Here is a 24021-nt window from a genome sequence, read left to right on the forward strand (position 1 = left end):
TACTTAAAGGTAGGTATTACTAATTATAAAAATCCCGCTTTCTCAATTTGCAGATAAAGCGGGATTTTCAATTTTTCCTTTTAAAAAAAGGAGGTATTCTTAACTTATATAATCAACATGGCATCACCATAAGAATAGAACTTATAGTTTTCCAATATTGCTTCTTTATATGCTTTGTTCATTAAATCATGACCCATAAATGCAGATACCATCATCAATAATGTAGATTTTGGTAAGTGGAAATTAGTGATCATTGCATTAGCGATACTAAAATCATAAGGAGGGAAAATGAACTTGTTTGTCCAACCTTCATATGTATTTAATGTATGCTTAGATGAAACTGCACTTTCCAATCCTCTCATTGCAGTAGTACCAACCGCACATATACGACGCTTTTCCAACTTAGCGTTGTTTACGATATCAGTTGCTTTTTCATCAATAAAGAGCTCTTCGCTATCCATTTTATGCTTAGATAAATCTTCAACTTCTACAGGGTTAAAAGTACCTAACCCAACGTGTAAAGTTAATTCTGCAAAATCAACACCTTTAATTTCTAAACGCTTTAATAAGTGCTTAGAAAAGTGAAGACCTGCTGTTGGAGCAGCAACCGCACCTTCATGCTTTGCATAAATAGTTTGGTAACGCCCTTCATCTTCTGGCTCAACTTCTCTCTTAATATACTTAGGTAATGGAGTCTCTCCTAATTCTCTTAGTTTTCTTCTGAAATCTAAATAAGCTCCATCATATAAGAAACGTAATGTTCTACCTCTAGAGGTTGTATTATCAATAACTTCAGCTACCAATGTTTCATCATCACCAAAATATAGCTTGTTACCAATACGTATTTTACGTGCTGGATCTACAAGAACATCCCAAAGACGTTGTTCTTCATTCAATTCACGCAAAAGAAAAACTTCAATACGCGCACCAGTTTTTTCCTTGTTACCGTATAAACGAGCAGGAAAAACTTTGGTATTGTTAAGAACCATAACATCACCTTCATCAAAATAGTCGATCATGTCTTTGAACATCTTGTGCTCAATCTTTCCGGTATCTCTATGGATGACCATTAATTTAGACTCATCTCTATTTTCAGAAGGATGCTCCGCCAATAATTCTTTTGGAAGCTCAAAATTAAAATTTGATAATTTCATGTAGCTGTTATATTTAATGTAGCAAATTGCGGCTGCAAATATACAATCTGCAGATAGGCCTTGTCAAGTAAATCCCTAATTATAATTCTTTTATACTGAAATCTAATTGTTTTAGATCATTCCAGAAATCTGGATAAGACTTAGAAACCACTTCTGCATCGTTTACAAACATGGTCGTTTTCATTGCTAAAGGAGCAAAAGCCATAGCCATTCTGTGATCATTATATGTATCAATAGCTACCTCTGGAATAATGGTTTTAGAAGGAATTATGGTAAGTGTTTTATCCGTTACAGAAATATCAGCTCCCAGTTTAGAAAGTTCTGTATGTAACGCTTCTAGACGATCAGTTTCTTTTATTTTCAACGTATGCAACCCAATTAAATGACAACCCACACCTAACCCAAAGCAAGTTACCGCTATTGTTTGCGCTATGTCCGGAGCATTCGCCAAATCAAAATCATTTTCTGCCAATACTTTCTTATCGGTCTTTCTCAAAGTAACCTTATTCTCACCAAAAGTAGTTTCTACTCCAAATGAAGTATAAATATCTGCCAAGACACTATCTCCCTGAAGACTCTTCTGCTTATACGCAGATAAGGTGATTTCTGTTCCAGGAGCGGCAAGTGCACAAATACCATAAAAGTAAGATGCCGAACTCCAATCAGATTCTACTACTAAGGTTGTAGGCGCAACTTTATCTTTAGCAGAAACTTTAATTATATTTCCTTCAAAAGAAGTTTCTACACCAATTTCTTCCAATAACGCTAGCGTCATTTTAATATAAGGTACCGAAGTAATCTTACCGACCAACTCTAATTCTAGTCCGTTTTCTAAACTTGGGGCAATTAATAGTAGTGAAGAAATGTACTGACTACTCACATTTGCAGGCAAGCTCACTTTATCTTTAACTATTTTTTGTCCTTTTATTTTTATTGGAGGATAACCATCTTCTTGTACATAAGAGATTTCTGCTCCTAGTGATTTTAAAGCATCAACAAGAATTTTAATAGGTCTTTCGGTCATTCTTTTAGACCCGGTTAAAATTACTTCTTTTCCTTCTTGTGAAGAGAAGTACCCTGTTAAGAAACGCATAGCCGTACCTGCATGATGTATATCTACCGTGCCATCTGAAATCTTCAACCCTTTTGCCATAACCTGGGCATCGTCAGAGTTTGAAATATTCTCAATTTTGATATCTGGAAATAATGCAGCCAATAACAGACTACGGTTAGATTCACTTTTAGAACCTGTTATAGTAATTGTATTGTTTAGCTGATTGTTTGCTGGGCCGGTTAGGTGAAGTTTCAATGCGTATCGTTTTAAAAATCAAGCGACAAATATACGCCTATTTCAACTTTTTATTGTTGTGATGACGGTCATGATCACGCTTTGTTTTCAAATCTAACTTTTTATCGAAAGCTTGTTGCAAATCGATACCCGTCTGATTTGCCAAACATAGTACAACGAACATTACATCTGCCAACTCCTCGCCTAAATCTTTATTCTTATCTGACTCTTTTTCACTCTGCTCACCGTAGCGTCTGGCAATAATTCTCGCTACCTCTCCTACCTCTTCCGTTAGCTGCGCCATATTGGTCAGCTCATTAAAATAGCGAACACCATGTTTCTTAATCCAATTATCTACTTCTAGTTGTGCGTTTTCAATGTTCATATTGTACTTTAAATTTTTTCAAAAACAATTAAAGATTGACTCTGACTTTTTACAGCTTCACTAAAAAGTTGTTTCAAACCCTCATAATAACCATTATTATAATGTGCAGAATTCAAATCAAAAGTAAAAAATAAATTAAGGGCACCACTGTTATTATCAGATACATTTAGTTTTAATACGCCACCATTATCTGGTAAGGAAAAGTTCTTATTTTCAGGTATCGACTTTACAATATACCCATCCGGTATTTTAACATTTAAAACGTACTGATATCTCATTGGATAACCAAAATCAATCGGATAAGTTCTTTCTGAAGCTGTAAACGGATTGTTATCAAAAAATTTAAGCACAAATGGATTTAAGTAAATATTATCCCCTTGAAACAAGTTTTCCATTTCAAAATTGAATCTTTCTGTCAAATTATTTTCATCAGAATATTTGAGTTTTTTTTCATGAGACATAATATGAAAATCATCTGAAATTTCTTCTTCTAATCTTTCAATATAACTATCTTCTTTTGTTGTTGACAACACTTCATCTTGAGCAACTTTTTTATATCCTGTATTTATAAGGTCAAATACTCCAGTTAATTTTTTTTCGCTTGCATCGATTGTCATTTGAGCACGCAACATGATGGCATTTGACTTTTCTGGCACAATATCAAACCAATAACTATCATTATCAAAATCCATAACACGACCATAATAATTTAAGCTATGATAAGGTAACATTCCAAAAGGCATATATTTATTAGTTGCGTCTAATAAGTAGGCTTTTTCACCAATATCTACTTTTGCTATTAGATAATTGAAATCACTCATTACGGGATGAGTTTTCTTAGGTAGACCCTTGTTTCTTGTTGCCAATAACATCATATTAACATTTAAACCCGCAGCATTTAGTAAATTGATCAATGAGATATTAATTTCAGCGGCACTACCTTTTTTCTGATCAAAAGCATTTTTCACTTTATTGTCATTCCATACCCCATACTCTTCATTCCATATAAAATGATTTTTGACAAACTCATAAATATTCTTTGCCTTGGTCAAATCATCACCTTGAGTCAAAAGACCCGGATCAACACTTTTTGAAAAAAAATTTTTCTTTTTAAGCTGAACACCTAAATCTCCATCTGTTTTAAATTCCCTATCTACTGCTTTCCATGTTTTCGTATATTTATCTGTGCCTCCATAAAAACTTTTATACTCAGAAAGTTCAAACTCAATTCTAGATCTGTAATTATTTGCCGAAAGCATGTACTTTTCTGAATCCTTGAAGGCGGGTATATCTTTCATGGCATATCTTAGCGCTTCACAATCACTATCTTGCTCTAATCCTGGAAACTTAAAACAAGAACTTATTATTCTAGATTCATCCACAGAAAGTTTCAAAGACCCTATAATACTTCTGTTATACAGCCAATTACCCGGTATTTCAGCATAAAATTCAGAATATAACTTAGGAATATCGGTCTGAAACTCCCAACCCTGAAAATTAAAATGAAAAGGTGACTGCATTTCATATTCATACTCCACTATTACCCCTTCTTGTACATTTGGAAATGTAAATTTTAATTGAGTCCATTTTTCATTTATTTCTTCCTCATAAAATTCTGTAGTTTTGACGGGTATACGCATGCCATTATTGTGTGTGACAGCCTTAATTTTTACTATTTTTTCCTTATTTTTTTTTGAATGATATAATGGTATTTCTATATCCGCATGTTTAAAACCATCTTTGTTTAAAATCTTCACTTTAGCGTGGTATTTGGTAATCAGCCAAATGTAATTATCTCTTACATCAAAATAATTGTGTCCGTATTCAGACAAATAAACAGCTGTTGCTTCTTTATCTTTATCATAAGAAGTAAATGAACTTTCCGATTGTGAGATAGTACCAAATTCTGGTTTTTCTTGAGCAACAAGAGATAAAGTACACAATATAAAAATCAAATAATATTTTTTTCTAATGGTATTGAACATTATTATTTCTTATTTAAAATACAAATTAACAAACACTTACTTAAATACTATTTAAGTTAATCTCTACAACATTTATACTCTTGACAAAACAATTTTTTCTGTCTGTTTCAGTACCATTTGATTATAAAACTCCTTTAAAGATTCATAATAAAAAGCAGGTATTAATGCTTCTTGAATCTTTGTGGTGCTAACAACCTGTAATAGATTTCCATTTTGTTTAATAGCGAAGTTAAAAGTGCCAATTTTATCAGGTAGCCCTATTGTTATTTTCTCTGGCAAAGATTCTACCTTATAACCATCAGGGATGGTGTAAGTTATGCTCACCTTACTGGAAGAAGGATAATTAAAATCGATAGGGTATTCTCTTGAATCTAATTTAAAAGGATTTTCATTTAAGCTTAAAAATAATAATGGATTGAAATATAATTTGTCATCAATTACCTCTATTTGTTCATCATTAATAAACGACAAAGAATACTCTAAAGGCTGATCTGGAGCTTTGCCATTTTTTAGCTCAAAATCATCTACTTCTATATTTTGGTATAATGAAGAATTATTAAAAATTTCCTCTTCGGTTTTATCATGATTATCCATTCTATGCTCGAAAGCTAAATGATTACTTAAACGAATTTTCATTTCCCCTTCAATCAAGCCATCTTCCTTTATGTTGGCTTGCATAAAAACAAATTTATTAGAAATAGATTTAGCCGCTAATGAAACTTCTTTTGAAGTACCATCTTCTCTAACTAATCGACCCATCCAATTCATAGCTCGACTTGGCAACTCGTTTACTGCCAACATTTTTTCAGTAGCATCTAATACAATAAAATCTTCACCATTTTCTATGGCGGCTATAACATAATTAAAACCACTGGTGGTAGGAAAAATAGGAATACCATTAGATTTTGTACTTACTAAAACAGGGTTAGCTTTTATACCCGCGTATCGCAACATAGATGTTAGCATTAAATTTATTTCTGCAACGTTACCCCTTTTCTCCTCATATGCTTTCTTTACACCAACACTACAACCCACACCATAATAATCATTCCAACTCATTCTATTCTGAACATATTTATAAATCTCAGATATCAACAATTTAGCATCTTTATTTTCCGCTATAAGCACGTCTAAGTCATTTCTATAAAATCTATTCTTACTAACTTGTTCCCCAAAATCATCGTACTTATAAATTGTATTTGCAACATCTTCCCAAGACTTACTATATATTTTAAAACCAGCGTTTGGAAATTTTGTTGACTCTAGTTCAAATACAATTGCACTTCTATAATTCTCAATATTATTAGTGTAATCAACCTCTTTTAGAGCAGGTATATTTTCTGCGTTGATTTCATAATGCTTCTCAAAAAATTCAAGTTCAGCCAACTGGTTTGTTGATTTTGACCCAACAGACCCAAAACTATCGTCTCTTTTTGTTTTATAATTATAATTGATTTTTCGATTCTTTTGAGATTCTTTTAATGATATAGGATAAAAACCTTTTGTAAATCTTTTAAAATTAAAATACTCTGGCACCTCTACGCTTAATTCTACATAATCTAAAGGTATACCGTATTGTAAAGTAAAATCATCCATATAACCTACCATATCAGAACTAATGTCATATCTTATATCCATTACACTACCCACCTTCACATTCGGCATAGTGATAGAAACACTGTTGCGATATTTACTTACATTTTCTAAAAAATCCCTTCTTTTTTAAGCTTACTTTCTTCTATTTTACCATTAACAAGATTATATGTAAACCCTTTAATATTATATATTTTTTGTTCCCCAGAATTAGAGGTATATAAGGATACTACTTTAGTAGCCCAATCTAAACCAGCCTTGTTATAAATTTTAATTCTTAGATGGACTTCTCTGGTTGTATTAAATCCTTTGCCAGAAGAATAATTGTAAAAAAGTCTTTCTTTTTTATATAATATTGCTGCCTCTGAATCACTATCAATAGCATGTAGTTTCTGAGCAACTTGCTCCATTGAAACCTTTCCAAACTTTACGGCACTAGATTGTGCATTTATTGAAAATGAAATAAAAGCTAAGGTGATTGAAAAAAATAATTTCATTAATTTTATATTTTAATAAGTACAATTTTTGATGCGTCTACTCTAGAAATGGTCTTTCTAAAATCTCGATAATCATTATAACTGGTTTTTGAGAATTTACCAGGCTTCATTAATAATCTCCTTTTGAAATGTAATGTAGATTCTGATAATTGTTCTACATTGACTTCAAATTCACCAAAATCATTTTTTAATTTTACTGGCTTTAATGAAGATTCTATTTCATAACCATTTGGTATTTCTATTATAAATTCATCTTCATCTAAATACCCTCTATTAATAACTATATCTCGGTTTCTCTCTTTATCCCTTTTGGGCACATATTCTTTTCTATTCAACATGTTTGGAGCAAAAAGAAGGCGGTCACCTGCTTTTGACAGATATCCAGATGTTTTTATATCTATGTTCTCGATTGTTTCAATATTATCCTTGTCATTTACTATATCATGGTTTAGAATATGTACATCATTTATGTAATCCCAATGACGTTTGTAGTACTTCTCCACATCTTCTTTACTATCATTCGACAAGCCATATTTTTGATTGTACTGTATACCAGTACTTTTTATCTTTAACTGCGCATTAATCTCACTTTCTCCTATTATTATATTTGCCGTAGTCATCTGTTTACTTTGTTCAGATGTATACTGCCTAGACTTTACCATTTCACCACCATCAGGACCCACTTTTAATACATACCTATTATCTGTAAATGTTCCTGAAAAATTTGCAGGTACTACTTGACTGGTACATTCTAACCAAATTTCCTCATCGACCAATGGTACGTTCAAAAAAGCATGATTACCTTGTAAAGACGGAAAGTCAAAATCTAAACTTCGCATATTTGGACCTGCCGAAACAATAGTATAATATGACTCTATACCAACTGCTTTCAGCAAAGCCATTGTATAATTAGTAAGACCTTTACAATCACCATACTTGACTCTATCTACTTCAATAGCGCTTATTGGCTCCCATCCACCTATACCCATTTGTACACTGATATACCTGGTGTTATCCTGAACAAATTGATATACTATTTTTATCTTTTCTTTTGGGTCCTCTATTCCCCTAACTAAAGTCTGTACTTTTTGAATGGTTGAAGCGTTAAGTTCCCCTCGCCCCTTTAATAGAGAATTGTATATCCAACCTCCAAATTCTTTCCATGAAGTTGCATGACCCTCTACCCCTTTTAAATGAAAATCTTCAAGTGCGAATTGTACATTAGGTGCAAATTCTATAAACTCAGGATCAAAATCTTCTGACTCTAATGCTTTTAAATTTACCGCTGTATAATTTACGCCAGATTCTATTTCTGAACGTATCACATTATAATCTGCAAGATTATTTTCCTTATATCTATATTTAATTGTTGAAGGCAAATTCAAATTGAATTCACTTTTTTCAACACTTAGTCTATAACCATCCATAAAAAACCAACGTGGCATAAACGCTGTATCAGATGTTGTATGCTTTTCGGTTAAAACAACTGTGTAAGGATATTTAGTAGGTGTGTATCTGAGATATTTTACTCTAGAATCAGAATACAAAGTTCCTTCACCAGTAGCAGTTTGGTCAATGAAATCCTTTTCTTTAAACATTTCTATTTCTTTGCCATTAGCATCAAGTATTATGGCTTCAAGATCCTTTATCGAGGTCTCGTTGTCATAAAACACTTTGGCATTTACATGCTTAGAACCACTTTCATTTAATACGGTGACCACTCTTTTAGATGTAACTTCCATAAAATCAGAAGATTTAACTAAAACAGTACTTTCATCTAAACGAACAACAGCATCTGAATTTTTTAAAAAGGAGGGTTCTATTTTAGAAAAACTGTATTCTTGGGCAATCGCGATATGAGTTATCGCGAAGAAGAACAGAAAAAAAGATAAGCGCATAAGTTTGGTAAGCTGGTTTCTATCTTAACGACAAAAACAGTATATTTCTTACAAAAAATACAGAAAAATTATTGAACCCTAAGTTTTATCTTTAGTATCTATCAAAATTGTAACAGGACCATCATTCAGTAACTCAACTTTCATATCTGCTCCAAATACACCTGTACCAACTTTTTTATCCAATTTAGATTCTATGGTAGCAATAAATGCTTCGTAGAGTGGAATAGCTACTTCTGGTCTTGCTGCTTTTATATAAGATGGGCGATTTCCTTTTTTTGTACTTGCATGCAAGGTAAACTGACTTACCACAATAGCATCTCCGTTTGTTTCTAGTAGAGAATTGTTCATTACCCCTTCTTCATCATTAAAAATACGGAGATTGACTATTTTATTCGTGAGCCAATCTATATCTTCTTGAGTATCTAAATTTTCAATTCCGATAAGTATTAAAACACCTTCTTCAATGGCGCTTATCTTTTCTCCATTAACCGTTACACTGGCTTTTGATGCACGTTGTAATACTGCTCTCATTTCTTATCATCATGTATATCTACTCTGTAATGCTCATCTTCGCCCTTTATCATTTGCAGGTAACTATTGTACCTGCTCCAAGCTATATCACCTGTTTCTAAAGCATCTTTAACGGCACATTTTGGCTCATCTACATGAATACAATTATTAAACTTACATTCTTGTTTCAATTTAAAAAACTCTGGAAAATAGTTCCCAATTTCTTCTTTTTCCATATCAACGATACCAAACCCTTTTATTCCAGGCGTATCTATAATACGGGCATCAAAACTTAAATCGAACATTTCTGCAAACGTAGTCGTATGCTGACCTTGTAAATGTTGCTCAGAAATCTGTTTTGTTTTAATATCTAAATTAGGCTCAATAGTATTTACTAATGTAGACTTACCAACACCCGAATGTCCAGAAAACATTGAGGTCTTACCTACCATCATTTCTTTTACCTTGTCTACATTTTTTCCTGTCGCTGCCGAAATGCCAATACAGGTATACCCTATTTTTCGATATAATGCCGCTAAGAATTTAATTTCATCTAACTCTTCCGGCGTATATGTATCTACTTTATTGAATAGTAAAATCGCAGGAATTTCGTATGCCTCGGCCGTAATTAAAAATCGATCTATAAAAACCGGATAGGTTGGCGGATTGTTTAATGTTACCAATAAAAATACTTGGTCTAAATTGGCCGCTATAATATGGGTCTGCTTAGATAGGTTAACAGATTTACGAATGATATAATTTTTACGATCTTCTATTTCATTAATAATACCAAAGGTATCATCGCCAGTAGTCTCCACTTCAAAACGCACATAGTCCCCAACCGCAATAGGATTTGTACTTTTTATACCTTTTATTCTAAACTTTCCTTTTATTCTACACTCATAAAAATCGCCATCATCTGCCTTAACAGTGTACCAACTTCCCGTAGATTTGTATACAATTCCTACCATTTATCCAAAATACCTTCCTTTTATACAAAGTAACTGCTTTAAATATAAAAATTAACATAAATTTGGATTTAGAACTATAACATTAAAAAATAACCAAAATCAAGAAAATGAAATCCGTTAAAAATTTATTGCTGACGCTAACCTTATCAGCGTTTACTTTTGGGGCAGCCCAGGAGACAATTACAAACGAATCTGTAGTACAAATGGTCGAGCTTGGTTTCGACGATTATATGATTATTGATAAAATAAACACTTCGGATGTAAAATTCGATGCTTCTATTACTGCTTTAGGTGCAATGAAAAATGCAGGTGTTTCTTCTGAAGTTTTGTCTTTAATTATGGATAAGTCTAAACAGAACACAATGTCTAAAACTGGTATTTATTATACCGATGCAAGTGGTGAAGACAAATTAGTTCAACCAAGTGTATTTTCTGGAGCTAACTCTAACCAAGTTGCACAAAAATTGGTTTCTGGTCTAATCAACGCTAAACAAAAAGCACAATTACCAAAAACACAATCTAATAACGTTATTCGTCAAAGTCAACCTGAATTTACTTTTATTTTTGACCCTAGTGTTACTCAAGTTGATAATATGCAAAACAACCAAGGTAGCGATGCAGGTATTTTTAACTGGTGGTTTAGAATGGCAAGTAACCCTAACGAGTTTGTTTTGGTAAAACTTACCGTAAAAGAGAAAAAGAATCTTAGAGAAGTTATTACAGGTAAAAGTAGCTGGATCACTAGTAGTAGTGGTATAGACCCAAAATACGCCCTTAACTTCGCTATAGAGGAAATTGAAGGAAATAAATTCAAAGTTACTCCTGATTCATTAGAGCCAGGTGAATATTGCTTTATTTACCAAGGTCAAGTACCTCAAGGTAGAGAGAATCAATCTGTATTTGATTTCTCTATTCAATAGAAAAACAACATATTTTATATAAAGACCCGATGCCAAAAACATCGGGTCTTTTTTATTTCTTTTACTCATTCTTATCAAGCCCAAAATTTATATAACAATAAATTTCAGGCTTTTAAATGCAATTAAACATGTTTTGAAGTGTTAGTAATTCATAATCATCGAAAAGATGACCAATTATTAAAAAACCAAAATCATGAAAAAAAGTATTTTTAGTCTTCTATTAATTTTCAGTGGCGCCCTAAGTTTAAGCGCACAAGAGTTTAAAGTTATTACAAGTGTAGAATCTATCGTATCAAGTGGAATGGGACGCTCTAGAATTATAGATGGTAATGAAGAAAAGGATTATGCTGAATTTACCACAACCCAAACCGAAGATGACAATAGCCGTAACAAATCTAAAAGAGATGAAATTAGGGTAAGAGATTTTGACGAAACCAAACTTTTAAATTTCTTCAATATTGGAGGCATCCGTTTTCAGAATATAGCTGCCAATGATGCCGTTATAACTTCAAAGATAAATGCAATGGTTGCCGAAGGATGGGAACTCGCATTTGTAACTAGCGCTGTTGAAAGTGACGGTGGTAAAGGTGATTCTTCAGGTATTTTTATTACCCGTTATATTTTTAAAAGATAAATGAACACATAAAAAAAGCCCGGTCAATTGACCGGGCTTTTTTATTAAATATACTCTATGACTATTGCGCTAAATTTATTTCAACGCGTCTATTTTTCTGTCTACCATCTTTGTACATGTTGGTAGCGATTGGCTTACTTTCACCATAACCGATAGCAGTTAACCTTGATGGTGAAATACCACCAGTAATTAAAAACTGCAATACGGCTTGTGCTCTTTTCTCTGATAATTTTTGATTGGTAGCTTCAGAACCTATACTGTCGGTATGCCCTTCAATTGTGAAGTTAGCATTTGGGTATTCATTCAATATCCCAATAATATCTACCAACACTGGTGTAGATTCATCTTTAAGCGTAGATTTTCCTGTCGTAAACAAAATTGTTTTTGCATACTCGTTCAAAGACTTTTGAACCTCAGCAGTAACTACTGGCTCTGGACAACCGTTGTTTGCAACCGTACCCATTTCATTAGGACATTCATCATCTTTATCTATAACTGAATCGCCATCAGAATCTGCCCAAGGACAACCATTATTCTCTACCGGACCTGCCTCATCTGGACATTGATCTTCATTATCCAATATAGTATCACCATCAGTATCTACCCATGGGCATCCGTTATTTTCTACTAGACCTGCTTCTTCTGGACATTTATCTTCATTATCCATTACAGAATCTCCATCAGTATCACCCCATGGGCAACCATTATTTTCAATTGGTCCTGCTTTTTTAGGACAACCATCCTCTTTATTAGGAATACCATCACCATCAGAATCTTTAGGCTGACCATAATATACCGGTATTTTTAAACCTGCATACACATCTGCTCCTTGAATCTCATTCTTAGTAAATGTAGATATTAGAGAACCTGAACCAATGTAAAGTGGACCCGCACGTAAACCTGCACCTATTTGAAGTCCGCTATATTGATAGCTGCTAACCGGCAAATAGAAACTGAACCATTTGCTTTCAAAACGTGGCGTCAATGAAAACACATTTGCTGTTCTTAAAACATTTTCACCAGCAGAACGCATTGATAAATCTGTATTGAAATTTAAATAGAAATTGTTCTTAATATTCCAATCTGCGTTAAAATGAAGGGCAGTTGGTAAACCAGCTTTCATATCTTCTGTAGCTTGTGTAAACGTATATAGGTTCTGTAAATCATCAGAATCTTCAATATTGTCATAATCATCTTGGGTAATGGTGTTGTTGATATTGTAATTATCAATTAAACTACCCTTATAATTAACCGACCCAATATCAGTAAGAGACAAGCCTAGTTTAAGCTTGTATTTATTCTTGTCCTTCAGAACGGTTTTTTCACCGTCTGCGCCTGTAACCACATAGTCTTCGTAATTAGGTCTCCATTCATATACAAAACCTAAATCGACACCAAAACCTTTTGCATTTGGTACTTCATACTCGTAATTATCATCATCATAATCATCTGCACGACCATAAATTAAATCACCTGTAGATTCTAAAGTTCCTATAGTTGAGCTATCAGGCAATGTTGCACCGTCGGCATCATAATCTATAGTTACATTTCTACCTGTAACATATGCATTACCAAAACCTTTTAAATACTTTAAAGAAAGACCGCCTTTTAAGAAATGTTCTTCTTTATTCATCAACTCTTGTGCATAGGTAAGACCTACTTCTGCCCAACCGTGTCCTGATGCAAAGAAATCTCCTTCGTTTACTATAAAATCTTGACTCTCATCTATACTGTCATCAAGATCATCTATACTTTCGCCGTTAAATTCATTACCTGTAACAAAACTTCTTGCTCTTGTAAAAACGGCTATAGATGATGTTCTACCTACGTTAAACATAAAGGATGGCCCTAATATATCTACGTTGCCCGAGAAGTTATTATTGCTTGAAAGCATTAAATTGGCGTCAGTATCATAGTCAAAATCACTAGAAACTAATTCAGAGAAACCTACTCCTATATAATCATTGGCTAAAAATGCACTTGCACCTACTAAATTGATATCTGTCTTAAAACGAGAATCCGCTATATTCGCAGGGTTAGAGATTACACTATTTACACCACTATAGTTATCGGTCAAATAGCCTATATAGGATTGTGCTTTTGCCGATATTGATGCAATCAACATAATACCTACTAATAATACTTTTTTCATACTCTTGGTTTGGTTAAAATGATTTTATAAACCCCTAACGGATGACCGTTACGTATATTGTTAAAACGTATACCTTTTCTTACAATTTTAAATTAGCCACAAAAAAACATCCGCAATATGCGGATGTTTTATATTTATGAAATTGAGCAAATTTTACGCGTTTACTATCTTCTCTTGATGATTTATAGATTCTTGGTGAATAGCTTTGAACATACGAAGAATAAACTCTTCACTAAGTCCTTTACTTTCCCCTTCTAAAATCATAGCTCCTAAAATCTGATTCCATCTGTTAGATTGAAGAACGGCAACGTTTTTCTGCTTTTTAAGCTCACCTATACCGTCAGAAACTTTCATTCTTTTACCTAAAGTATCAATAAGCTGACTGTCAATAACATCAATTTGAGCTCTTAAATTACTCAACTGAGAATTGTACTCTGCTTCTGGATCACTTTCTTTTCTGATTTTAAGATCTCTCATAATCTGTACCAATTTATCTGGGGTAACCTGTTGTGCAGCATCACTCCAAGCATTATCTGGATCATGATGTGTTTCAATCATTAAACCGTCAAAATTCAAATCTAAAGCAGTTTGCGAAACATCAAAAATCATATCACGATTACCGGTAATATGCGAAGGATCGTTTATTAAAGGTAAATCTGGAAATTTGTTTTTGAAATCAATAGCCATTTGCCATTCTGGTATATTTCTATACTTCGTTTTTTCGTAAGTAGAAAATCCTCTATGAATTGCTCCTAATCTTTTGATACCTGCAGTGTGCAATCTTTCGATACCACCTAACCACAAAGCTAAATCTGGATTTACTGGATTTTTCACCAATACAATCTTATCGGTACCTTTTAGTGCATCTGCCAATTCCTGCATAATAAACGGACTAACAGTTGATCTTGCTCCGATCCATAACAAATCGATATCATGCTCTAAAGCCAACTCAACGTGCGCACGGTTAGCAACCTCTGTTGCTGTTTTCATACCTGTTTCAGCCTTAACTTTCTGAAGCCATTTAAGACCTAAAGCGCCTACTCCTTCAAAATTTCCTGGGCGAGTACGTGGTTTCCAGATACCGGCTCTGTAATAATTTACATCGGTATCTTTTAAGGAGCGTGCTATACCTAACACTTGTTCCTCTGTTTCCGCACTACATGGCCCTGCTATTACTAGTGGATGGTCTAGGTTTAAGTCATCCAACCATGTTCTCATTTGTTTTGAATTTTCCATTTTAATTATTCTATTTCTTGTTTAACGGTATTCTTTTTTAATATTCCTTTAATCTTATTCGTATTATTCATTTCATTATAAATGCCCTCGTAATCATCTTTCAGCAACAAATCTTTAAATGCCGTAAGATTTTGAATGTACTCTTCTAATGTTTCTACTACATTCTCTTTATTCTGTTTAAAAATTGGTGTCCACATGGCTGGCGAACTTTTTGCCAGACGCACCGTACTTTCAAACCCACTGCCCGCCATATCAAAAATATCGCGCTCGTTCTTTTCTTTCTCTATTACCGTTTTACCCAACATAAAGGCACTTATGTGCGATAAATGTGACACATAGGCAATATGCTTATCGTGTGCCACCGGATTCATGTAGCGAATTCTCATTCCTACTGCCTGAAAAACTTTTAATGCCTTTTCTTGAAGCTTAAATGCAGTTAATTCCACCTCACAAATAATATTCGTTTTGTCCTTGAATAAATTATGTATAGCCGCAGACGGACCTGAAAATTCTGTTCCTGCAATTGGGTGACATGCTAAAAAATTTCTTCTCTTCGGATGATTCTCTAAAGTTTTACAAATTAGTGCTTTGGTCGATCCAACATCAAAAACTACACAATCTTCATTAACAGCATCTAATATGGCAGGAAGCTCTGTTACCATAACATCAACAGGTATACTTACAATGACCATATCTGCCAATTGTAAATCTTGATAGGTCGCTTTCTGATCGATTATACCCAAAGTCAATGCCTCAGCTATATTTGCCTCATTAGATTCTATGCCATATACAGTTACATTGTCAAAAGCAGACTTTATATCCTTTACTAAAGAACCTCCTATTAAACCGATACCAATTACAAATACATTCATTTTTAAAGCTACGCTTTAGTCGTTTGATCTAATTATTCAAATCTTTTAATTGCTTCTTTTATTTTATCCTGAGTAATACATAGCGAAAAGCGAATATAACCTTCACCATTACTACCAAATATAGTACCTGGCGTTATGAACAAATCTTTTGTATATAATATGTCATCAATAAATTCTTCTGATGACACACTGCCTTCAGGTAATTTTGCCCAAACGAACATACCTACTGCATCTCTATCAAAAGTACACCCAAGTGTTTCTGCCAGCTGAAAAATTAATTCTCTTCGATCGCCGTATACTTTATTTAGTTCTTTAAACCAATCATCACTACTGTTGAGTGCTGCAATTGCTCCTTTCTGAATTCCGTAAAACATTCCAGAATCCATATTACTCTTCACCTTCAAAATAGCATTAATGTGCTCTTCACTACCTAACACAAAACCTACGCGCCAACCAGCCATATTAAAAGTTTTACTCAAAGAATTTAATTCTAGGCACACTTCTTTTGCATTTGGTATGCTTAAGATGCTTGCAGGTTCTGCATTTAATACAAAACTATATGGATTGTCATTCACCAATAGAATGCTATGCTCTTTGGCAAAATCAACAATCTTTACAAATTGTTCTTTAGTTGCCGTAGCGCCCGTTGGCATATGTGGGTAACTTAACCACATAATCTTGACCTTAGTCAAGTCTTGTTTTGCCAATGCTTCTAAATCTGGAAACCAACCGTTATCTGCAGTTAAATCGTAAAATTTAGGCACTGCGCCAACCAAATTTGTAACCGATGTATATGTAGGATAACCTGGGTTAGGAATCAATACTTCATCTCCCTCATTTAAAAAAGCAAGACTAATATGCATGATACCTTCCTTAGACCCCATTAAAGGCAGAATTTCTGTATCTGGGTTTGCAGCTACATTGAATTTATTGTTATAAAAATTGGCTATACCAGCTCTTAATTGTGGTAGCCCTTGGTAACTTTGATATTGATGCGCACCACTTTCCAGTACAGCTTCCCGTATTGCATTTAACACTTCTTGAGACGGAGCCAAATCTGGACTTCCAATTCCCATATTTATGATAGGTTTACCCTGTGCCATTAAGCCGCGTACCTCTCTTAATTTTTTTGAGAAGTAGTATTCCTGTATGGTATTTAACCTTTCGGCCGTACGTATCATTGTCTTACATTTTTATATTCACCTAAAACTTTAAAATCCTCTGCCATGATGTCCAAAAGACTTTTTGCTTTCACAAAGTCTTTATATTCCGTAAAAGTAACATCAACAAAAAAGGCATATTTCCATGGTGTTTCTATTACCGGTAACGACTGAATCTTAGTCAAATTCAATCTGCAATCACTCATAACATTAAGCACAGCAGCTAAACTTCCCCGTTTATGGTCGGTTATAAACCGCAATGAAGCCTTTGTAATTTCAGCTTCTGGCAACACATTATTTTTTGTCTTTACAATGATAAAACGAGTAGCGTTATTTTGTATCGTCTGTATGTCGTTCGCTACGATGTCCAACCCATATAATTCTGCCGCTACATTAGGTGCAATAGCTGCCACATGCTTTAATTTTTGCTCTTGTATACGTTTTGCCGTCTCTGCCGTATCCACATCTTCTACCAATCTTACGTGCGGATATTGCCTGAAATATTCCTTACATTGTAACAGCGCCATAGGGTGAGAACTTACCTCTGTAATATCCTCAATTTTCTGCCCTTTCAATACCATTAAGTTATGGTGGATATTCAAATAATACTCCCCAATTATGTGCAAGTCATTATGATTGACCAATGCATAATTGGGTATTATAGATCCTGCGATCGAGTTCTCTATAGCCATTACACCTTGGTCTGCTTCTTTAGACAATAATTTGTCTACCAAGGCATCAAAAGAAAGACATTCTACTAACTCAATATCATCACCAAAACAATCTTTTGCAACTTGATGATGGTTGCTACCTTTAATTCCCTGTATGGCTATTTTTAAACTCACTTTTGCTCAATTTTATTCAAAAAAAAAGTTCCGACATATATCGGAACTTGAATTCTATTTTATATTTAAAATATGCTAGAACAGTCCCGTACCTCTCTTAAAAAAGAAGTAAAAATAAAAACCGTTCCAGAAATATTGTTTTGTCATTGTCCTTGTAAACTTTGGCTAATGTAGTAATTATATTTAAAAATGGTTGTTTTCCATTTTATTTTTTTGAAAAAATCAATTTCTTTCTCAAAATGTAATGGTTTTGTGTTAAATGTTCAGTGAATTTTTCAATAGTGCAAAATCAATAACTACTAATTTTGTAACGTATTTGGCTGATAATAAAAGGGAATAGACCATGTAAATTTTTTTACAACACCCAAAGTTTTAGTGACTACCAAGGTATTATTGCCTTTTTTCAACAACTCCTTATCTATAAAACCTACGATACCAAACTGCTCTGAAACCGCATGGTCTTTCTTTAGAAAATTAATATTTAATAAAGTACCATTGAGGGTAACCTTATGATATTTTTCATAACAGTCTAGATAAAACTTTCTAGATTTAACTCTTTCCTCTTCACTGGACAAACTATCGTCTTCCTGATATTCCCCACATGTCTCAGCTTGATAATTACGTTCATGATGAAATATAGGAATAAACAACTTTACAGTCTCACCCACTATAATATCAGATTGTATTTGAGGAGTTAGCAAAAATGATTCATCAGAGTTTTGATCACTATAATAACTCAAGTACATTAGATTTACATCATGATTTTTTGGTAAAATCAAATGAGGAATATTGGTATCTTGAAACTTCACTAACGTCAAAAATATACCGGATGCAAAAAACGCTAGCACGAGATATACTAGCGACTTTTTCTTTTTAAAATTCGATCCAAAAACCATTGATACCTGAAGTAAATTACGGTAAAGAGGACCATAGGTTACCATTGATGTCAATCTAACCAATTTAAACATCCATGTTTGTACCCGTACATTATTTTTATACTTTTTTAAATTTCCAATGACACTAAAAATCATTTGTAACACTAGAAGACTTAAGATTATAAATAAAGGAATTAACAGTATATAACTCGGGATATAGTCTAATAACATATTGTAAATAAGCATGTAAATACTTAAAAATAAAGACATATATGTGTAAATCAATAGAATAGTAAATGCCGAAGAAAAAATTACGCTACATAAATCATCTACTTTCCGAATAGTATCTTCTTGCTTTGGCAGTATAGCTAAAATCTTCTCTGTATAAATTCTAGAGTATACACTATCCTCAATACTATAATCTGGAAAAACGGAGTTTAACCCCACCAATCCGATCCAATACGCTCGTAAAACAAAATGAATTACAAACATAGATACCAGTATGCTAATAGCTAGCAAACCTAAAAAAACAATCATATACCCATAAATGTATTGTTCAACAGGTAATAAATCAATGTATTTGTTTGTAGCCCATTCTATTAACCCAAATAATTGAAACGTACCAAAAATGGCAATTGCAGAAACTAATAACTCTGCTTCCCAACTCTCTTCCTTTAATCGTTGGAGCCATTTAATATTCTTTTTATTTTCTACAACTGAGGTGGTTTCTGGTGGTAAGCTCATTCTGTATTAACAATTTCCATGGTTAGTGAGACTAATATACCCTTTCTTTAAAACTAAAAAAATAATTAGATAACTAGGTATTACACTCGTTGAAAAAACAATCTACAATTGCATCTAAACTTTTCTGCACTTTAGGATCTGTACAGTTAATTAAAATTGAAAATACAAGCTGCTCTTTGGGATAGACAAAGAAATTAGAATACCCTCCTACTCCATTACCAACATGCCCAAAGAACTTTCTTCCTTTGGCATCTTCACTTACCTGCCAGCCTAAACCGTAATATGTAGAATTACCTTCAACTTCTTGCGCGGTTAAGAATTGATTGAGAATCTCTTCGCTGATTTCAACTTTCTTATCTAAAAATGCCTGTCCGAATTTTGCTATATCTTCAGAGGTGGACAAATATCCGCCGCCTGCTAATTTGTAAAAATTATCAACAGGAATTGCTTTTCTAAATCCTGTTGTACCTTTTGTGTAAAATTTGGTTACCAGGTTTTGTTTTTCGGATGTAGAAATAAAATTAACACCTCCTGTTTGTCTTTGGTTACGGTCAGAATGAGATTTTGGAATACATGTATTTTTCATCCCTAACGGATTCAGCACCTTCTCTTGCACATACTTTTCAAATGGAATTACGCTTGCTTTTTGCATTGCTGCAGAAATCATTACCCAGTCAAAACTATTATACAAATACTCGGTACCAGGTTCATAAACCAAAGGGTCATTTTTAAATATATCTAAACCTTCTTTTATGGACAAAGGTTTGTTTAATCCGTACTCCTTGCCTTTGTATACTCTAATTCCTGCCGTATGACTAGCTAATTGACGAATAGTAAAATCCCATTCCTTCTTTGGATAATCTGGCAGATAGGTATAAAAAGATTCATCTAAATCAATAATGCCCTCTTGAACCATATGTGCCAATGCCGTTGCTGCAATAGGTTTTGACACACTAGCTATTCTAAAAATTGATTTTATTGGATTTACAAATTGCTTATGCTCCAGATCTGCATAACCATAACCTTTTTGAAATAAGGTTTTACCCTCTTTTAATACGGTAATAGCAATTCCAGGGGCTTTTTCTTCTTTTATTAATTGTTGTAACAAAAAATCTGCTTTTACCAAACCAGATAAATAAGTGTCATCTCCTAAAACACGCTTGGCAGCAAAAACATTTTTTAGATATTTAAGGATAGGGTTCATTCCACAAAGATCAAGCGACCATTATATAATTCTTCAACGGCAACAATTTCAGGTCGATTAAAACTTTGTACATCTCCTGTCCCCCTTAATACTCCAGTAAGGCTTGTTTGCGGATTCACCAATAAATCATTAGACCCTCTATGATTTAGATTTACGCGTTCTGCTATTAATTCTTCAGCTTCTATTCTAGAATCTCCTGCAGCTATGCTCATATTAAAACTTTCTGCAGTCCCTTTTAATCTGAAGTAGGAAATTCCATTACTTGTAATACTTAAACTAGTTACGTTTAATTCTAAATTAAATTCTCCATCCGTTGTTTCTGCTTCCGGATTTGTAAAACTTTCAGACAACAAGTTTAGACTATCAAAACTTAAAACGCCATCACTGGTTATTGGAAAACCGGTACTGCTTCTAATACTTGTTAAATTGGGAGTAGTAACATAAACCACTGTTGTACCATAATCACGTACGTAATTACAATCGTTAGTATCTGTTAGTAACAAATTCCCATCCTCAACCACAGCATCTACCTCATTACGTAAATTTTCTCCGGTTTCAATTTCAACTTTTTGGGTATCGCCCTGTTTAATAACTAAGGCTACATTTTCAAATACAGTTATGGCACTAAATGCATCTACATTAACTTCTTCCTTGACAATAGCTCCAGTTTCCTGAAAACAATCAGATGCATTTTCCGAATCACATGAAATAAATAAAAATAATAGTATCCCAGACAAGACTAAAAGACCTCGACTGCCCTCTACCAGATTACTTTTTAATTTATATATCATTTCTATCATCTTACAATCTTATTCCTATTCCAAATTCTACTGCTTCCGCTTTTGCCCCATGAGACTTTAAGGTTACCGCGCCATACAGTTTGTCGCCAAAATAACGTTTTAAACCAACACGCAGATACGTACGCCCTTCAAAATCAAACGGATAATAGACATAATATCCAAACTGAGAAATTACCGACATGCTATTAATGAACAATTCATGCCCCATAAATACACCCACTCTTTTATAATCGTCATCTGCTTCAACACCATTTTCAGGAAAAGCGATACTTTGATAGCGAATCAACTCCTTTAAAAAATTAGAGAAATAAGCATCTACCCCAAATTGTAACGCACTTTTTCTACCTACTCTTTTATCGGCATAGGCAGAGAGTACAACAAACCCGTACTGACCAGAATCAATAACATCACTTTCATTTATACCTGTTCTTAACGCAAAGTTGTAACGTAATGGCTCGGTTACTTTTTCTTTTTCACGATGCACATATTCTATTTCTTTTCCTCCATCTAAATCATACACAAAACCAGCATTAAACGCCAAGGTATTAGTAGATGTATTTGGAGCTCTAAAATTCGCATTTGAATAATGAATGATAGAAGCGCCAGCCTTAAACCCTAATCCTTTAAAAATATTTTCTTTGTGATAATTGAACATTAAATAGGTGGAACTCAATATGTCAGACCCGTAGGCATTATTTCTAAAATTGGTTTCCTTATCATATGGGTTAGAGGCATAAGACACACCTTGCCCCACACGAAACTGTACATTACGTTTAAAAAAATAAAAATTATAGTGGGCATAAAGTCCGTAATTATCACCCAAAGTACTGTTGTTGCCATTCTGGTATATGAAAGAATATCCTAAATCAGGATAATTATATAATTCCTCCCATTCCTCTGCACCATACGTTTTACGATTATAGCTCAAAATCACACCTTCCGGATGCGAAGTAATTAAATGCGATATATCTGGATTATGTAAAATAATAGACCCGTAAAACTGACTTGCATCAAGGGTATATTTTTTAAGCTCAGTAGATTCCTGTGCAAAACAAAAAGAAACTGATAACAGTAAAATAGAAAAAAACTTGAAATTCATTGAGGGCAAAAATAAGTAGTAAGTACGAAGTACCAAGTTCTTTCTTACAAATAATGTAATTACAAAAGTAATAATGTCACTTCGAGTGATTTTTTGAGGCACCAAGAAATTTTTATCGAAAAGCCCCCTCGTTACAAAGGTTCTCGACACATTTTCATATCTCCGTTACTCTACGATATAAAAACACTCGAACTGACAAACTAGCTTCCTGAAAACTAAAAAAGTGCTTCTGCTATTGCCTTTATATTATCAGATTTACCCATAGAGTAGTAATGTAAAACAGGTACTCCTGCAGCTTTCAATTCTTTAGATTGTTGAATTGCCCATTCAATACCTACCGCACGTACATCTTTGTTGGTAGCGCAACTATCAACAGCTTCAATTAAATCTTGTGGCATATCTATTCTAAACACTTGTGGCAACAACTGCATATGTCGCTTTACCGCAATTGGTTTAATACCTGGTATGATCGGTACTGTAATTCCAATATTCTTGGCTGCTTCAACAAACTCAAAATACTTTTTATTATCGAAGAACATTTGTGTTACCACATAATCGGCACCTGCATCTACTTTTTCTTTTAAACGCTTTAAATCTGATTGTAATGAAGGTGATTCTAAATGCTTTTCAGGATATCCGGCTACGCCAATACAAAATTCACTGCAATGCTCACTTTCTATAGATTCATGCAAATACTTGCCACAATTTAAATCTTGAATCTGTTTTACCAAGTTTATAGCAAACGGATGCCCACCATCGGTAGGTTCAAAATATTTTTGCTCACTACGGGCATCACCACGCAATGCCATTACATTTTGTATGCCCAAATAATGACAATCGACCAACATGTATTCGGTCTCCTCCTTAGTAAATCCACCGCATATTACATGTGGCACCGTATCAACATTATATTTATGTTGAATAGAGGCACAAATACCCACCGTACCTGGTCGCATACGGGTGGTTTTCTTATCTAACAATCCTTCTTTCTTTATGTATATAGTCTCTTCTCTAGATGTGGTTACATCAATAAACGGAGGATTAAACTCCATTAAAGGGTCTATATTATTATATAATTCTTGAATATTGCGCCCTTTTACCGGAGGTACAATTTCAAATGAAAAAAGCGTTTTTCCTTTAGCGTTTGTAATATGGTCTGTTACTTTCATGTTCTATACTATTACCCTTTTAAGAGCAAC

21 protein-coding genes are annotated in these 24021 nt (G+C 33.7%); 2 read left to right on the forward strand and 19 right to left on the reverse strand.

Annotated features, from left to right (window positions below; translation table 11 throughout):
* Window positions 1-104: 104 nt before the first annotated feature.
* From queA to rsgA, 9 genes are all read right to left on the reverse strand, one after another.
* Window positions 105-1154 (reverse strand): tRNA preQ1(34) S-adenosylmethionine ribosyltransferase-isomerase QueA, encoded by a 1050-nt coding sequence (queA, locus tag P178_RS0120675; protein ID WP_027068031.1) that lies wholly within the window; start codon window positions 1152-1154, stop codon window positions 105-107.
* A 79-nt stretch (window positions 1155-1233) separates the two neighbouring features.
* On the reverse strand, window positions 1234-2463 hold the full coding sequence (aroA, locus tag P178_RS0120680) for a 3-phosphoshikimate 1-carboxyvinyltransferase (protein WP_027068032.1): 1230 nt from the start codon (window positions 2461-2463) through the stop codon (window positions 1234-1236).
* Between the two features lie 37 nt (window positions 2464-2500).
* Complete coding sequence (locus P178_RS0120685) at window positions 2501-2827, reverse strand: nucleotide pyrophosphohydrolase (RefSeq protein WP_027068033.1); 327 nt, start codon at window positions 2825-2827, stop codon at window positions 2501-2503.
* A gap of 8 nt (window positions 2828-2835) precedes the next feature.
* On the reverse strand, window positions 2836-4812 hold the full coding sequence (locus P178_RS0120690; protein WP_027068034.1) for a DUF3857 domain-containing protein: 1977 nt from the start codon (window positions 4810-4812) through the stop codon (window positions 2836-2838).
* Between the two features lie 72 nt (window positions 4813-4884).
* A complete protein-coding gene (locus tag P178_RS22480) occupies window positions 4885-6477 on the reverse strand; it encodes a hypothetical protein (RefSeq protein ID WP_051638381.1) in 1593 nt (530 codons plus the stop codon).
* A gap of 38 nt (window positions 6478-6515) precedes the next feature.
* Window positions 6516-6902, reverse strand: coding sequence for a hypothetical protein (locus P178_RS22825; RefSeq protein ID WP_051638382.1), 387 nt, complete (start codon window positions 6900-6902; stop codon window positions 6516-6518).
* Between the two features lie 5 nt (window positions 6903-6907).
* Window positions 6908-8800, reverse strand: a complete 1893-nt coding sequence (locus P178_RS0120700; protein WP_027068035.1) for a DUF3857 domain-containing transglutaminase family protein — start codon at window positions 8798-8800, stop codon at window positions 6908-6910.
* 78 nt (window positions 8801-8878) lie between these two features.
* Window positions 8879-9331, reverse strand: coding sequence for a D-aminoacyl-tRNA deacylase (gene dtd, locus P178_RS0120705; protein ID WP_027068036.1), 453 nt, complete (start codon window positions 9329-9331; stop codon window positions 8879-8881).
* Window positions 9328-10281 (reverse strand): ribosome small subunit-dependent GTPase A, encoded by a 954-nt coding sequence (gene rsgA, locus P178_RS0120710; RefSeq protein WP_027068037.1) that lies wholly within the window; start codon window positions 10279-10281, stop codon window positions 9328-9330. The genes dtd and rsgA overlap by 4 nt, the downstream gene beginning before the upstream one ends.
* A gap of 107 nt (window positions 10282-10388) precedes the next feature.
* On the opposite strand from rsgA, the gene P178_RS0120715 reads away from it, so the two are divergent.
* Complete coding sequence (locus tag P178_RS0120715; RefSeq protein WP_027068038.1) at window positions 10389-11201, forward strand: hypothetical protein; 813 nt, start codon at window positions 10389-10391, stop codon at window positions 11199-11201.
* Window positions 11202-11394: 193 nt separating this feature from the next.
* Window positions 11395-11835 carry a hypothetical protein gene (locus tag P178_RS0120720; RefSeq protein ID WP_027068039.1) on the forward strand — a complete coding sequence of 147 codons (441 nt, stop codon included), beginning with the start codon at window positions 11395-11397 and terminating at the stop codon, window positions 11833-11835.
* Window positions 11836-11896: 61 nt separating this feature from the next.
* On the opposite strand, the gene P178_RS0120725 is transcribed toward P178_RS0120720, so the two are convergent.
* The 10 genes from P178_RS0120725 to metF form a co-directional block, all read right to left on the reverse strand.
* A complete protein-coding gene (locus P178_RS0120725; protein ID WP_027068040.1) occupies window positions 11897-13987 on the reverse strand; it encodes a DUF5723 family protein in 2091 nt (696 codons plus the stop codon).
* A gap of 153 nt (window positions 13988-14140) precedes the next feature.
* Window positions 14141-15223 (reverse strand): bifunctional 3-deoxy-7-phosphoheptulonate synthase/chorismate mutase type II, encoded by a 1083-nt coding sequence (locus tag P178_RS0120730; RefSeq protein ID WP_027068041.1) that lies wholly within the window; start codon window positions 15221-15223, stop codon window positions 14141-14143.
* 5 nt (window positions 15224-15228) lie between these two features.
* Window positions 15229-16095, reverse strand: a complete 867-nt coding sequence (locus P178_RS0120735; protein ID WP_027068042.1) for a prephenate dehydrogenase — start codon at window positions 16093-16095, stop codon at window positions 15229-15231.
* A gap of 32 nt (window positions 16096-16127) precedes the next feature.
* Complete coding sequence (locus P178_RS0120740; RefSeq protein ID WP_027068043.1) at window positions 16128-17276, reverse strand: pyridoxal phosphate-dependent aminotransferase; 1149 nt, start codon at window positions 17274-17276, stop codon at window positions 16128-16130.
* A complete protein-coding gene (locus P178_RS0120745; protein ID WP_027068044.1) occupies window positions 17273-18100 on the reverse strand; it encodes a prephenate dehydratase in 828 nt (275 codons plus the stop codon). Before P178_RS0120745 ends, P178_RS0120740 begins: the two co-directional genes overlap by 4 nt.
* 299 nt (window positions 18101-18399) lie before the next feature.
* On the reverse strand, window positions 18400-19719 hold the full coding sequence (locus P178_RS0120750) for a hypothetical protein (RefSeq protein WP_027068045.1): 1320 nt from the start codon (window positions 19717-19719) through the stop codon (window positions 18400-18402).
* 73 nt (window positions 19720-19792) lie between these two features.
* Complete coding sequence (locus P178_RS0120755) at window positions 19793-20923, reverse strand: serine hydrolase domain-containing protein (RefSeq protein WP_027068046.1); 1131 nt, start codon at window positions 20921-20923, stop codon at window positions 19793-19795.
* Entirely contained in the window at window positions 20920-21714 is a 795-nt protein-coding gene (locus P178_RS0120760; RefSeq protein ID WP_155941679.1) for a head GIN domain-containing protein, read from the reverse strand. The genes P178_RS0120755 and P178_RS0120760 overlap by 4 nt, the downstream gene beginning before the upstream one ends.
* A gap of 10 nt (window positions 21715-21724) precedes the next feature.
* Complete coding sequence (locus tag P178_RS0120765) at window positions 21725-22822, reverse strand: acyloxyacyl hydrolase (protein ID WP_027068048.1); 1098 nt, start codon at window positions 22820-22822, stop codon at window positions 21725-21727.
* Window positions 22823-23037: 215 nt separating this feature from the next.
* Window positions 23038-23991 carry a methylenetetrahydrofolate reductase [NAD(P)H] gene (gene metF / locus P178_RS0120770; RefSeq protein WP_027068049.1) on the reverse strand — a complete coding sequence of 318 codons (954 nt, stop codon included), beginning with the start codon at window positions 23989-23991 and terminating at the stop codon, window positions 23038-23040.
* Window positions 23992-24021: the final 30 nt, after the last annotated feature.

The sequence above is a fragment of the Maribacter sp. Hel_I_7 genome, assembly GCF_000688315.1.
In the GTDB taxonomy this organism is placed as follows: Bacteria; Bacteroidota; Bacteroidia; order Flavobacteriales; family Flavobacteriaceae; genus Maribacter; species Maribacter stanieri.